Annotated in this window: 11 protein-coding genes and 1 pseudogene; 9 read left to right on the top strand and 3 right to left on the bottom strand. The window is 62.8% G+C overall.

From position 1 onward, the window contains the following. The 4 genes from DKB71_RS15375 to DKB71_RS15360 all read left to right on the top strand — a co-directional run bounded on the left by DKB71_RS15375 (position 1) and on the right by DKB71_RS15360 (position 5,018). A complete protein-coding gene (locus tag DKB71_RS15375; protein ID WP_274076305.1) occupies positions 1 to 1,059 on the top strand; it encodes an alpha-ketoacid dehydrogenase subunit beta in 1,059 nt (352 codons plus the stop codon). Then, positions 1,060 to 2,331 carry a dihydrolipoamide acetyltransferase family protein gene (locus DKB71_RS15370; RefSeq protein ID WP_323606027.1) on the top strand — a complete coding sequence of 424 codons (1,272 nt, stop codon included), beginning with the start codon at positions 1,060 to 1,062 and terminating at the stop codon, positions 2,329 to 2,331. Between the two features lie 17 nt (positions 2,332 to 2,348). Next, positions 2,349 to 3,731 (top strand): dihydrolipoyl dehydrogenase, encoded by a 1,383-nt coding sequence (gene lpdA / locus DKB71_RS15365; protein ID WP_408600933.1) that lies wholly within the window; start codon positions 2,349 to 2,351, stop codon positions 3,729 to 3,731. Positions 3,732 to 3,998: 267 nt separating this feature from the next. Then, complete coding sequence (locus tag DKB71_RS15360; protein ID WP_323627121.1) at positions 3,999 to 5,018, top strand: branched-chain amino acid aminotransferase; 1,020 nt, start codon at positions 3,999 to 4,001, stop codon at positions 5,016 to 5,018. Between the two features lie 64 nt (positions 5,019 to 5,082). Here the strand turns inward: DKB71_RS15360 and DKB71_RS15355 are convergent, their stop codons facing one another. Beyond that, positions 5,083 to 5,424: an FKBP-type peptidyl-prolyl cis-trans isomerase gene (locus DKB71_RS15355; protein WP_408600932.1), complete on the bottom strand. Its 342-nt coding sequence runs from the start codon at positions 5,422 to 5,424 to the stop codon at positions 5,083 to 5,085. A gap of 145 nt (positions 5,425 to 5,569) precedes the next feature. Between DKB71_RS15355 and DKB71_RS15350 the strand changes: the two genes are divergently transcribed. The 4 genes from DKB71_RS15350 to DKB71_RS15335 all read left to right on the top strand — a co-directional run bounded on the left by DKB71_RS15350 (position 5,570) and on the right by DKB71_RS15335 (position 10,007). Then, entirely contained in the window at positions 5,570 to 6,625 is a 1,056-nt protein-coding gene (locus tag DKB71_RS15350; protein WP_408600931.1) for a M4 family metallopeptidase, read from the top strand. Then, positions 6,622 to 6,945, top strand: coding sequence for a protealysin inhibitor emfourin (locus DKB71_RS15345; RefSeq protein WP_408600930.1), 324 nt, complete (start codon positions 6,622 to 6,624; stop codon positions 6,943 to 6,945). Before DKB71_RS15350 ends, DKB71_RS15345 begins: the two co-directional genes overlap by 4 nt. A 104-nt stretch (positions 6,946 to 7,049) precedes the next feature. Beyond that, positions 7,050 to 8,858 (top strand): monovalent cation:proton antiporter-2 (CPA2) family protein, encoded by a 1,809-nt coding sequence (locus DKB71_RS15340; RefSeq protein WP_323606035.1) that lies wholly within the window; start codon positions 7,050 to 7,052, stop codon positions 8,856 to 8,858. 48 nt (positions 8,859 to 8,906) lie between these two features. Further along, positions 8,907 to 10,007: a DNA alkylation repair protein gene (locus DKB71_RS15335; protein ID WP_408600929.1), complete on the top strand. Its 1,101-nt coding sequence runs from the start codon at positions 8,907 to 8,909 to the stop codon at positions 10,005 to 10,007. A 63-nt stretch (positions 10,008 to 10,070) separates the two neighbouring features. Here DKB71_RS15335 and DKB71_RS15330 read toward each other — a convergent pair. Further along, positions 10,071 to 10,151 (bottom strand): annotated as a pseudogene (locus tag DKB71_RS15330) (outer membrane lipoprotein carrier protein LolA); the annotation flags it as partial. A gap of 81 nt (positions 10,152 to 10,232) precedes the next feature. Continuing rightward, positions 10,233 to 11,138, bottom strand: a complete 906-nt coding sequence (locus DKB71_RS15325; RefSeq protein WP_408600928.1) for a LysR family transcriptional regulator — start codon at positions 11,136 to 11,138, stop codon at positions 10,233 to 10,235. A 120-nt stretch (positions 11,139 to 11,258) separates the two neighbouring features. Here DKB71_RS15325 and DKB71_RS15320 point away from each other — a divergent pair, with 120 nt between their 5' ends. Further along, positions 11,259 to 12,905: a GMC family oxidoreductase gene (locus DKB71_RS15320; protein WP_408600927.1), complete on the top strand. Its 1,647-nt coding sequence runs from the start codon at positions 11,259 to 11,261 to the stop codon at positions 12,903 to 12,905. Positions 12,906 to 12,913 lie beyond the last annotated feature (8 nt).

Below are 12,913 nucleotides of genomic sequence, written 5' to 3'. Positions count from 1 at the left end.
ATGAACGATCACAACAACAATATAGAGCTGGAAACCGCCATGACCACAACCACCATGACCATGATCCAGGCCCTGCGCTCGGCCATGGATGTGATGCTTGAACGTGACGACAACGTCGTGGTCTTCGGCCAGGACGTCGGCTACTTCGGCGGCGTGTTCCGTTGCACCGAAGGCCTGCAGACCAAATACGGCACCTCCCGCGTGTTCGACGCGCCGATCTCCGAAAGCGGCATCGTCGGCGTGGCCGTGGGCATGGGTGCCTATGGCCTGCGTCCTGTGGCCGAGATCCAGTTCGCCGACTATGTGTACCCGGCGTCCGACCAGATCATCTCCGAAGCCGCGCGCCTGCGTTATCGCTCGGCCGGCGAATTCACCGCACCGATGACCCTGCGCATGCCGTGCGGCGGTGGCATCTACGGTGGCCAGACCCACAGCCAGAGCATCGAGGCGATGTTCACCCAGGTTTGCGGCCTGCGCACCGTCATGCCGTCCAACCCCTACGACGCCAAGGGCCTGCTGATCGCCTCCATCGAAAACGATGACCCGGTGATTTTCCTCGAGCCGAAACGCCTTTACAACGGCCCGTTCGACGGCCACCACGACCGCCCGGTGACCCCGTGGTCGAAACACCCGGCCGCGCAAGTGCCGGACGGCTACTACACCGTGCCGCTGGACGTCGCCGCCATCACCCGTCCGGGCAAGGACGTGACCATCCTGACCTACGGCACCACCGTGTATGTCTCGCAAGTCGCCGCTGAAGAAACCGGCATCGACGCCGAAGTGATCGACCTGCGCAGCCTGTGGCCGCTGGACCTGGAGACCATCGTCAAGTCGGTCAAGAAAACCGGCCGCTGTGTGGTGGTTCACGAAGCCACCCGTACCTGCGGTTTCGGCGCCGAACTGGTGTCACTGGTGCAGGAGCACTGCTTCCACCACCTGGAAGCGCCAATCGAACGCGTCACCGGCTGGGACACCCCCTACCCGCACGCGCAAGAGTGGGCGTATTTCCCTGGCCCGTCCCGAGTGGGCGCGGCTTTGAAACGGGTCATGGAGGTCTGAATGGGCACGCACGTCATTAAAATGCCGGACATTGGCGAAGGCATTGCAGAAGTAGAATTGTCGGTATGGCACGTCAAGGTCGGCGACATGGTCGTCGAGGACCAGGTACTGGCCGATGTCATGACCGACAAGGCGATGGTGGATATTCCGTCGCCGGTGCATGGCAAGGTCATCGCCCTGGGCGGCCAGCCCGGTGAAGTGATGGCGGTCGGCAGTGTGCTGATCAGCATTGAAGTCGAAGGCGCGGGCAACGTTAAGGAATCGGCGCAACCGGCTCCGGTTAAAGAAGCGCCGGTTGCTGCGCCGAAAGTCGAAACCGTGGTGGAAACCAAACCGGTCGCAGCCCCAGCGCCGAAAGCTGCCGTCTGCCAGGGCCCGATGGTGGCCCGCGAAGCCGATGAGCGCCCGCTGGCCTCCCCGGCCGTGCGCAAGCATGCGCTGGACCTCGGTATCCAGTTGCGCCTGGTTCGTGGCACTGGCCCTGCCGGTCGGGTGCTGCACGAAGACCTCGATACCTATCTGGCCCAGGGTCAGTCCAATGCGTCGACCGTCAGCAGCGCTTACAGCCAGCGCACTGACGAAGAACAAATCCCGGTGATCGGCATGCGCCGCAAGATCGCCCAGCGCATGCAGGACGCGACCCAGCGTGCCGCACACTTCAGTTATGTCGAGGAAATCGACGTGACTGCCGTGGAAGAACTGCGCGCGCACCTCAACGAAAAACACGGTGCCAGCCGCGGCAAGCTGACCTTGCTGCCGTTCCTGGTCCGCGCCCTGGTCGTCGCCCTGCGGGATTTCCCGCAGATCAACGCCCGCTACGACGACGAAGCCCAGGTCATCACCCGCCTCGGCGCGGTGCATGTCGGCATTGCCACCCAGGCGGATATCGGCTTGATGGTGCCGGTGGTGCGTCACGCCGAAGCCCGCAGCCTGTGGGACAGCGCCCAGGAAATCTCCCGTCTGGCCACGGCCGCCCGTAACGGCAAGGCCAGCCGCGATGAACTCTCCGGCTCGTCCATCACCCTGACCAGCCTCGGCGCGTTGGGTGGCATCGTCAGCACTCCGGTGCTGAACCTGCCGGAAGTGGCGATCGTCGGCGTGAACAAGATCGTCGAACGGCCGATGGTGATCAAAGGCCAGATCGTGATCCGCAAGATGATGAACCTTTCCAGCTCCTTCGATCACCGGGTGGTCGACGGCATGGACGCGGCGCAATTCATCCAGGCCGTGCGTGGCCTGCTCGAACAACCCGCCACCTTGTTTGTGGACTGATTTTGTTGGAGAGCATCATGCAAACTCTGAACACCACGCTGCTGATCATCGGCGGCGGCCCTGGCGGTTATGTGACGGCGATCCGTGCTGGCCAGTTGGGCATTCCGACCATCCTGGTGGAAGGCCAATCCCTGGGCGGCACCTGCCTGAACATCGGCTGCATTCCGTCCAAGGCGCTGATTCACGTCGCTGAACAGTTCCACCAGACGCAGAACCATAGCCAGCATTCGGCCCTGGGCATCAGCGTTGCGGCGCCGACCCTCGACATCACCAAGAGCGTCGAGTGGAAGGACGGCATCGTCGACCGCCTGACCACCGGCGTCGCAGCCCTGCTGAAAAAGAACAAGGTCCAGGTCATCCAAGGCTGGGCCAAGGTCGTCGACGGCAAAACCGTCGACGTCGGCGACACGCGCATTCAGTGCGAGCACCTGGTGCTCGCCACCGGGTCGAAAAGCGTGAACCTGCCGATGCTGCCGATTGGCGGGCCGATCATCTCCTCCACCGAAGCCTTGGCTCCGACGTCCGTGCCCAAACGCCTGGTCGTGGTGGGTGGCGGCTACATCGGCCTGGAGCTGGGCATTGCTTATCGCAAGCTCGGCGCCGACGTCAGCGTGGTCGAAGCCCAGGAGCGCATCCTGCCAGCCTACGACGCTGAACTGACCCAACCCGTGCACGACGAACTGAAAAAGCTCGGCGTGAAGCTTTACTTGAAACACAGCGTGCAAGCCTTTGATTCACAAGCCAATACCCTGCAAGTTCTTGATCCGAATGGCGACACCCTGAACCTGGATACTGATCAGGTGCTGGTGGCCGTCGGTCGCAAACCCAACACCCAGGGCTGGAACCTCGAAGCGCTGAACCTGGACATGAACGGCGTGTCGATCAAGATCGACAACCGCTGCCAGACCAGCATGCGCAACGTGTATGCCATCGGCGACCTCAGTGGCGAACCGATGCTCGCCCACCGGGCCATGGCCCAGGGCGAGATGGTGGCTGAGCTGATCAGCGGCAAGCACCGCGAATTCAACCCCACCGCCATCGCCGCCGTGTGCTTTACCGACCCGGAACTGGTGGTGGTCGGCCAGACCCCGGACGAAGCCAAGGCCGCTGGCCTGGACTGCATCGTCTCGAACTTCCCGTTCGCCGCCAATGGCCGGGCGATGACACTGGAGTCCAAAAGCGGCTTCGTGCGCGTGGTCGCTCGTCGGGATAATCATGTGATTGTCGGCTGGCAGGCAGTGGGTGTCGGCGTCTCCGAATTGTCCACGGCGTTCGCGCAAAGCCTGGAAATGGGCGCGCGGCTGGAAGACATTGGTGGCACCATCCATGCGCATCCGACCTTGGGCGAAGCCGTTCAGGAAGCGGCGTTGCGGGCCCTTGGCCACGCGTTGCATCTGTAAATAAGGACGATGGGTGGTGTGGCAGATGGCCCCTTCGCGGGCAAGCCCGCTCCCACGTGATCGTGGTGTTTGCAAGATCTATGGCATACCAAAATCCAATGTGGGAGCGGGCTTGCTCGCGAATTCTCAAGGGCAACTGTGTTTATATGCCAATCACCCGATAGTCCGGGCTGCGAAATGGGCCCGGAATGAAGTATTGTTGTCCCCATCCAGAAAACGTCAGAAACATTGAACCGTTTCGGCGGTTGTTAAGTGATAGAGGGTGTCATGGGTAACGAAAGCATCAATTGGGACAAGCTGGGTTTTGACTACATCAAGACCGACAAGCGCTATCTGTCGAACTGGCGTAATGGCGAGTGGGACAAGGGCACCCTGACAGAAGACAATGTGCTGCACATCAGCGAAGGCTCCACGGCCCTTCACTATGGCCAGCAATGCTTCGAAGGCCTGAAGGCCTATCGTTGCAAGGACGGTTCGATCAACCTGTTCCGCCCGGACCAGAACGCCGCACGCATGCAACGCAGCTGCGCGCGCCTGCTGATGCCGCAAGTGTCCACCGAGCAGTTCATCGAAGCGTGCAAGGAAGTAGTGCGCGCCAACGAGCGTTTCATCCCGCCTTACGGCACCGGCGGCGCGCTGTACCTGCGTCCGTTCGTGATCGGCGTGGGTGACAACATCGGCGTGCGTACCGCCCCCGAGTTCATCTTCTCGATCTTCTGCATCCCGGTCGGCGCCTACTTCAAGGGCGGCCTCACCCCGCACAACTTCCTGATCTCCAGCTACGACCGCGCCGCGCCACAAGGCACCGGTGCGGCCAAGGTCGGTGGCAACTACGCCGCCAGCCTGATGCCAGGTTCCCAGGCCAAGAAAGCCCACTTCGCCGACGCCATCTACCTGGATCCGATGACCCACACCAAGATCGAGGAAGTCGGTTCGGCCAACTTCTTCGGGATCACCCACGACAACAAGTTCGTGACCCCGAACTCGCCGTCGGTGCTGCCGGGCATCACCCGCCTGTCGCTGATCGAGCTGGCCAAGTCGCGCCTGGGCCTGGAAGTGATCGAAGGTGACGTGTTCATCGACAAGCTGTCGGAGTTCAAGGAAGCTGGCGCTTGCGGTACGGCTGCGGTGATCACGCCGATCGGCGGCATCAGCTACAACGACCACCTGCACGTATTCCACAGCGAAACTGAAGTCGGCCCGATCACCCAGAAGCTCTACAAAGAGCTGACCGGCGTGCAAACCGGCGACGTCGAAGCGCCAGCCGGCTGGATCGTCAAGGTCTGACCTGACGCCCCCCCTGCCATAAAAAACGCCGCCCTCGAATTCGAAGGCGGCGTTTTTTTATGCCTCATCCATCATCCCGCGTCAGCACTTCCAGCAACTCGATTTCGAAAATCAGGTTCGAATTGGGCGTGATCTTGCCCATCGTGCGCTCGCCGTAGGCCAGGTGCGCGGGGACCAGCAGTTTGCGCTTGCCACCGACCTGCATGCCCATCAGGCCCTGGTCCCAGCCCTTGATCACCCGCCCGGTGCCGATCACGCACTGGAACGGCTTGCCTCGACTGTAGGAAGAGTCGAATTCGCTACCGTCTTCCAGCCAGCCACGGTATTGGGTGGTGATCAGCGCGCCTTTGACGGCGGCCTTGCCGTCACCCGGCTCAAGATCAATGATTTGCAGTTCGTCGTTCATGTTCTTAACTCATCTACAGTGCCCTGGACTTGCGGGCGCGGACGCAGGTTTTCGCAGAATCCGCCGCGGATGGCAACCGGCGGAACCGCAAGAGCCCGTTCCGCTCAGAATAAGTATCGATTTCGCGCTCAGAAAGGATGCTCTGATGAACGATCTGCGCAGTTTCATTCCGCCGTACATTCTGCATCGTATCGTCGCGCACGGCTCTGAACGCCAGCGTTCCAGCGCCATGAGCACGCTGGCCCACGTGCGCACCCTGTGGCACCCGCCTGGCCCACCGGTGCGCACTGCTGCTGCCGCGATCCTGCCAGCCCCCGGCAAACCTGGCCAGGCACAGCGCAGCGTGCATGATGCCCAGGGCAAGATGCTCTTGCCCGGCATGCCGGTACGCCTTGAAGGCCAGGCAGCGAGCGGCGATCCGGCGGTCGATGAAGCTTACGACGCCTTGGGAGCCAGCTACGATTTCTTCTGGAAGGTGCTGGGCCGTGACTCCATCGACAACAAGGGTTTTGCTCTTATCGGCAGCGTGCATTATGGCCAGGACTACGAAAACGCCTTCTGGAACGGCTCGCAGATGGTCTTCGGCGACGGCGATGGCGAGATCTTCGAGCGTTTCACCCGCTCCCTGGACGTGGTCGCGCACGAACTGACCCACGGCGTGGTCGAGAGCGAAGCGGGCCTGGTGTATGCCGACCAGTCCGGGGCATTGAACGAATCGCTGTCGGACGTGTTTGGCGTCCTGACCAAGCAATATCTACTGCAGCAGACCGCCGAGCAGGCGGACTGGCTGATCGGCGCGGATTTGCTGACACCGCGCATCAAGGGCATCGGTTTGCGCTCGATGGCCCACCCGGGCACGGCCTACGACGACCCGCTGCTGGGCAAGGACCCGCAACCGGATCACATGCGCAAATTCGTCATCACCCAGGAGGACAATGGCGGCGTGCACATCAATTCAGGCATACCCAACCGGGCGTTTTACCTTGCCGCCAAGGGTTTGGGCGGCTTTGCCTGGGAAAAGGCCGGGCTGATCTGGTATGACGCCCTGTGTGACAAGCGCTTGGGCCGCGAGACGTCGTTCAGCGCCTTTGCAGAACTGACCGTGGAGCATGCGCGGCGGCGCTTCACGGCCAGGGAAGCCCTGGCGGTGCAGCATGGCTGGTCGCAGGTGGGTGTCGATTCGACACAGGAGGAACCATGAAAACCCTGCCAACACTGGACGACCGGGCGGTTGTGCGCCTCTCTCGCCAGGGCGGCTTTGCCGCGATCCAGGCCACGACTCGGCCCCGGGAGATTGCATTCGCGCAATGCAATATCGAGGAACGCTCGCGCATCTGTGTGCTGCTGGAAGGTTGCCTGCCGCTGGCCAACCCGGTCGCTGGCGGGGGCGACCAGCGCTTTTACCAGATCGAACTGCGCTACCGCGAAGGCGATCAGGATGACCAAATGGTGATGAAGGTCCCGGAAGACCAGGCTCCTGCTGAGCTGGTACGGCTCTGGAACCTGGGCGAATTGTTGTAGCGGCGCGGCATTGCCCGCGCAAAACTTCCCTCCTGCGATAGCGTTGACCCAAGACCAGCCTTTATCCTTGTCGACCGCCGTACCGAGTTGATGGAGTTTTTCTCATGCCCCATGAAGGCAGTCTGTTGCAAGCCGCAGTCGTATTCCTGCTCGCGGCCGTACTCACCGTTCCCCTGGCCAAGCGCCTGCAACTGGGCGCGGTGCTGGGTTATCTGTTTGCCGGGGTGATCATCGGCCCCTCGGGCCTGGGCCTGATCGGCAATACGGAAAGCGTTGCGCACATCTCGGAACTTGGCGTGGTGTTGCTGCTGTTCATCATCGGTCTTGAGTTGTCGCCACGTCGCTTGTGGGTGATGCGCAAAGCGGTGTTCGGTGTCGGCCTGGCGCAGGTGCTGCTGACCGGGGCGCTGCTGGGGGCGTTGGCCCTGTATGTGTTTGGGCAACCTCTGAACACCTCGATCGTGCTGGGCCTCGGGCTGGCCCTGTCGTCCACCGCCTTCGGCCTGCAGAGCCTGGCCGAACGCAAGGAACTGACCAGTCCCCACGGGCGCCTGGCGTTCGCGATCCTGCTGTTCCAGGACATCGCCGCGATTCCATTGATTGCCATGGTACCGCTGCTGGCGGGCAGCGCTGAAAACGTCAGCGCGGCCGACGATGTGAACCAGGGCCTGCGCGTATTGATCAGCATCGCCATCGTGGTAGTCGGCGGACGCTACCTGCTGCGTCCGGTGTTCCGCGTGGTGGCCAAGAGCGGCTTGCCGGAAGTGTCCACCGCGACTGCGTTACTGGTGGTGATGGGCACCGCCTGGCTGATGGACCTGGCCGGCATTTCCATGGCCCTCGGTGCCTTCCTTGCGGGCCTGCTGCTGGCGGACTCCGAGTATCGCCACGAACTGGAAGCGCAGATCGAACCTTTCAAGGGCCTGCTGCTGGGGCTTTTCTTCATGAGTGTCGGCATGGGCGCCAACCTCAGCCTGCTGCTGAGCGAGCCCATCGTGGTGCTGGGACTGACCCTGCTGCTGATCGCCGTCAAGCTGCCGTTGCTGTTCATCGTGGGCAAGCTGGCTGGCGGTTTGAACCGGATCAGCGCCATTCGCCTGGGCATCGTGCTGGCCGCCGGTGGTGAGTTTGCCTTCGTGGTGTTCAAGATCGGCCGTGACCATGGCTTGTTCGATCCGCGCCTGTACGACTTGCTGGTGCTGGCGATCACCCTGTCGATGGCGATGACGCCACTGTTGCTGCTGCTGTGCGCCCGCCTGGCCAGCCCCAAGGTACAACCGGTGGTGGTGCCGGAGCAATTTCGCGAAATCGATGCCGATGAACCCCGGGTGGTGATCGCCGGCATGGGCCGTATGGGGCAGATCGTCGCGCGTATCCTGCGGGCGCAGAACATCAAGTTCGTGGCCCTCGACACCTCGGTTGAAACCATCGAACTGTCGCGCAGCTTCGGCGGCGTGCCGGTGTACTACGGCGACCCGATGCGCCCTGAGATCCTCAACGCGGCCAAGGTCGGCGATGCCGAGTTCTTCATCATCGCCACCGACGACCCGGACACCAACATCAAGACCGCTGAGCTCGTGCACAAGCTCTATCCGCACATCAAGATCATTGCCCGCGCGCGCAACCGCCAGCATGTGCATCGCCTGGTGGACCTGGGCGCTCACGCGGTGCGCGAGACCTTCTATTCCAGCCTGGAAATGAGCCGGCAGACCTTGATCGGCCTGGGGCTGACCCCCGAGCAGGCCGATGCACGGATCAAACGGTTCAAGCATCACGACGAGCAGGTGCTCGAAGCCCAGCATGCGATCTACGACGACGCGGTGAAGGTCAAGCAGACGGCGCAGGAAGCGCGGGCGGAATTGGCACGCTTGTTCGAGTCGGACCAACTGGAAGAGCAGGCGAAGAACGGTTGAGATGAACCTGGCCTCTACGCGATAAACCACAATCACAGGGATCACACCATGGCTGGCGATACCGCCTCCCCCGCGCTCAAGGAAATCTTCAACGCCGAACGCCTGCGGCACATCGCCGCCGAGATGACGGCGGTGTATCCCGGCTTCGATGCCAAGGGTTTCCTGAAACTGGCCAACGACGGCCTGTCCGAGCTGTCAGTGATGCAGCGCATGGCCCGCGTCAGCGAATGTCTGCACGCGGTACTGCCAGCCGGTTATGAAGTGTCGCTGGGGCTCTTGCGCGCCCTCGCCCCGCGCCTCAACAGCGGCTTTGTCAGCATGTGCCTGCCGCAGTACGTGGCGACCTATGGCGCGGACCGGTTCGAACTGTCGATGGAGGCGCTCAAGTACTTCACCGCGTTCGGCTCCTCGGAATTCGCCATCCGCCATTTCCTGCGCGCCGATCTGCAGCGCTCGCTGCAGCTGATGCATGACTGGTCGCTGGACGCCAACGAACATGTCCGGCGCCTCGCCAGCGAAGGTAGCCGGCCACGCCTGCCGTGGTCGTTTCGCCTGGAGCAGATCCAGGCCGACCCGCGCCTGGCCGCCGGCATCCTCGATAATCTAAAGGCCGACCCCAGCCTTTACGTGCGCAAATCGGTGGCCAACCACCTCAACGACATCACCAAGGACCATCCCGAGTGGGTGCTGGAGCTGATCGAGGGCTGGTCGCTGGACAACCCGCGCACCGCGTGGATCGCCAGGCATGCCCTGCGCAGCCTGATCAAACAGGGCAACCTGCGTGCGCTGGCAATCATAGGTGCCGGCGGCAAGCCTGAAGTGCAGATCATCGACGTGCAGGTCAATCCGCCGGTAATTGGCCTCGGAGAAAAGATCACCCTGTCCTTTGCGGTCAAATCCACGGTCCACACCAGCCAGCGTCTGGTGATCGACTACGCCATCGATTACGTCAAGGCCAACGGCAGCACCTCGGCCAAGGTCTTCAAGCTCAAGGCCCTGACGCTGCCGGGTAACGCCACACACGCCATCGCCCGTGGCCAGCACATCAAGGAACTCACCACTCGCAGGCATTACGCAGGCAGGCATGCGGTGCATGTGCTGGTGAATGGGGAGCGGCTGGCCAGTACGGCGTTTGAGATACTGGGCTGAGATGCGCTACTGAACCCTGCGCTGCTCTTTCGGACACCCCCTCTCTCACGGTCGTACCCGATCCACTGTAGGAGCGAGCTTGCTCGCGAAAAACCTGAGAGCGCTGCGGGGTGTCAGGCTCCCCGCGTCATCGTTGACCACCATCGCGAGCAAGCTTGCTCCTACAGTGGATCGGCTACGGCCGCGAGAGAGGGGTCGTCTGTCAGGCTCGCTCCCACAGGATCTTCACCCGCCGTGAGGGGGATTGGGCCCCAGCAACAATTCCTGCTCCCGCTCGCACAACTCCACCACGTAATCCCACATCACCCGCAGCCGCACCGACTTGTGCAGCTCGCGGCGTGTGCTGATCCAGTAGCTGCGCAGGATGCTCTCCTGGGGGAACAACGGCACCAGCGCGGAATCGGCGCTGGCCATGTAGCACGGCAGCACGGCGATGCCCAGGCCCGCGCGCGCCGCCTGTTGCTGGGCAATGACGCTGGTGCTGTGGAAGACCACCCGGGGGTTGCGGCAGAAGCTGTTGAGGAACATCAGCTCCTGGCTGAACAGCAAGTCGTCGACGTAGCCGATCCAGGCATGCCGCCCCAGGTCTTCGCGATTGCGCAGCGGCGGCGAACAATCGAGGTATTCCTGGCTGGCGTAGAGCGCCAGGCGATAGTCGGCCAGTTTGCGCGTAACCAGCATGTCGGCGGCCGGGCGCTCCAGGTGGATGCTGATTTCCGCCTCGCGGTTGAGGATGCTGACGAAGCGCGGCACTGCCACCAGCTCCACTTCCAGCCCCGGGTAACGCTCGAACAGGCCGTTCATGCGGCTGGCGAGGAACATGATGCCCAGCCCTTCCGTCACCCCCACGCGGATCTTGCCCAGCGGCGCCGTGGACTGGGTAATTTCTTCCTGCGCCAGCAGCGCGACGTTCTCCATGGCCTCGGCGTGCTTGAGCAAGGCTTCGCCGGCCGGGGTCAGCTCGTAACCCTGGGCATGCTGCACGAACAGTGCCGTGCCAAGGCTCTTTTCAATGGCCTCGATGTGCCGCGCCACGGTGGCATGGGTGGTGTTCAAGCGCCGCGCGGCGGTGAGCAAACGCCCGCTACGCTGGAGCTCGAGAAAGAAGCGCAGGTCATTCCAGTCGAACATCGTCCATCCTTAGGTCAGCGTTGTTTAAAAACGCACAGCAGCTGGGTAAAAACTAACATTCTTTAAACGAAAGCTAACAACTAGGATGAACTCCAACAAGAACAACAAGCGAGGTCAGGGATGCACGCTTCCCTTGATGAATTCGACTACATCGTGGTCGGGGCCGGTCCCGCCGGTTGTCTGCTGGCCAATCGCCTGTCGGCCAACCCGCAACACCGCGTGCTGCTGCTCGAAGCCGGCGGTCGCGACAACTACGCGTGGATCCACATCCCGGTGGGCTACCTGTTCTGCATCGGCAACCCACGCACCGACTGGTGCTTCAAGACCGAGGCGCAACCCGGCCTGCAGGGCCGCACCCTGAGTTACCCGCGCGGCAAGGTCCTCGGTGGCTGCTCGTCGATCAACGGCATGATCTACATGCGCGGCCAGGCCGGCGACTACGATGGCTGGGCGGCCGAGGGCAACCCCGGCTGGCGCTGGCAAGACGTGCTGCCGTTGTTCAAGAAAAGCGAAAACCATTTTGCCGGCGAATCAGATTTTCACGGCGCCAGCGGCGACTGGCGGGTGGAACGCCAGCGCCTGTCCTGGCCGATCCTCGATGCCTTCCAGAGCGCCGCCGAGCAGAGCGGCATTGCCCGAATCGACGACTTCAACCAGGGCGACAACGAAGGCTGTGGCTACTTCCAGGTCAACCAGAAAGCCGGCATCCGCTGGAATGCCGCCAAGGCGTTCCTCAAGCCGATTCGCCAGCGCCCCAACCTGACGGTGCTGACAGGCGTCGAGGTCGATCGCGTGTTGTTGGAAAACGCTCGCGCCTCGGCGGTCAGCGCCCGTTGGCAAGGTCAGGCGAAAACCTTCAAGGCGCGCAAGGAAATCATCCTGTGCGCAGGTTCCGTCGGCTCACCGAGCATCCTGCAACGTTCCGGCATCGGTCCGCGCCCGCTGTTGCAGCGCCTGGGCATCGGCGTCGCGCATGAACTGCCCGGCGTTGGCGGCAACCTGCAGGATCACCTGCAACTGCGCCTGATCTACAAACTGGAAAACGCCCGCACCCTGAACCAGATCGCTGGAAGCCTGTGGGGCAAGATGGGCATGGGCCTGCGCTACCTGTATGACCGCAGCGGTCCGTTGTCCATGGCGCCGAGTCAACTGGGGGCGTTCGCCCGTTCCGGGCCGGAGCAGACTTCGGCCAATCTGGAATATCACGTGCAACCGCTGTCGCTGGAGCGTTTCGGTGAACCGCTGCATGCCTTCCCGGCGTTTACCGCCTCGGTCTGCGACTTGCGGCCGCAAAGCCGGGGCCGGGTGGAGATCCAGTCGGCCAACCCTCAGCAAGCGCCGCTGATCCAGCCCAACTACCTCAGCCATCCCGAGGACTTGCGCGTCGCCGCCGACGCCATTCGCCTGACCCGGCGCATCGTCGCCGCGCCGGCCCTGAAGGCGTTCAAGCCGGTCGAGTACCTGCCCGGCGACAGCCTGCAGACCGAAGAACAGCTGCATGAAGCCGCCGCGCGGATCGGCACCACCATCTTCCATCCCGTCGGCACCTGCCGCATGGGCAACGACACGGACGCGGTGGTCGATGCCGAACTGCGCGTGCACGGCATCCCCGGCCTGCGCATCGCCGACGCCTCGATCATGCCGCGCATCACTTCGGGCAACACCTGTTCGCCTACGCTGATGATCGCGGAGAAAGCCGCACAACTGATCCTTAACCCCGCCACAAGGAGCATCACCGAGACAGAGGAGCTGGTCACAAACGCCTGAACGCACTC

It is taken from the genome of Pseudomonas sp. PLMAX (genome assembly GCF_046042685.1).
GTDB classification, from domain to species: domain Bacteria; phylum Pseudomonadota; class Gammaproteobacteria; order Pseudomonadales; family Pseudomonadaceae; genus Aquipseudomonas; species Aquipseudomonas putida_AE.
The sequence above is the reverse complement of the archived record's forward strand: the minus strand, read 5'-3'. Positions and strand labels throughout refer to the sequence as shown.

What these genes read in the sequence shown, in the direction of transcription:
- DKB71_RS15375 (WP_274076305.1), top strand. Translation starts at nt 1, where the DNA reads ATGAACGATCACAACAACAATATAGAGCTGGAAACCGCCATGACCACA.
- DKB71_RS15370 (WP_323606027.1), top strand. Translation starts at nt 1,060, where the DNA reads ATGGGCACGCACGTCATTAAAATGCCGGACATTGGCGAAGGCATTGCA.
- lpdA (WP_408600933.1), top strand. Translation starts at nt 2,349, where the DNA reads ATGCAAACTCTGAACACCACGCTGCTGATCATCGGCGGCGGCCCTGGC.
- DKB71_RS15360 (WP_323627121.1), top strand. Translation starts at nt 3,999, where the DNA reads ATGGGTAACGAAAGCATCAATTGGGACAAGCTGGGTTTTGACTACATC.
- DKB71_RS15355 (WP_408600932.1), bottom strand. Translation starts at nt 5,424, where the DNA reads ATGAACGACGAACTGCAAATCATTGATCTTGAGCCGGGTGACGGCAAG.
- DKB71_RS15350 (WP_408600931.1), top strand. Translation starts at nt 5,570, where the DNA reads ATGAACGATCTGCGCAGTTTCATTCCGCCGTACATTCTGCATCGTATC.
- DKB71_RS15345 (WP_408600930.1), top strand. Translation starts at nt 6,622, where the DNA reads ATGAAAACCCTGCCAACACTGGACGACCGGGCGGTTGTGCGCCTCTCT.
- DKB71_RS15340 (WP_323606035.1), top strand. Translation starts at nt 7,050, where the DNA reads ATGCCCCATGAAGGCAGTCTGTTGCAAGCCGCAGTCGTATTCCTGCTC.
- DKB71_RS15335 (WP_408600929.1), top strand. Translation starts at nt 8,907, where the DNA reads ATGGCTGGCGATACCGCCTCCCCCGCGCTCAAGGAAATCTTCAACGCC.
- DKB71_RS15325 (WP_408600928.1), bottom strand. Translation starts at nt 11,138, where the DNA reads ATGTTCGACTGGAATGACCTGCGCTTCTTTCTCGAGCTCCAGCGTAGC.
- DKB71_RS15320 (WP_408600927.1), top strand. Translation starts at nt 11,259, where the DNA reads ATGCACGCTTCCCTTGATGAATTCGACTACATCGTGGTCGGGGCCGGT.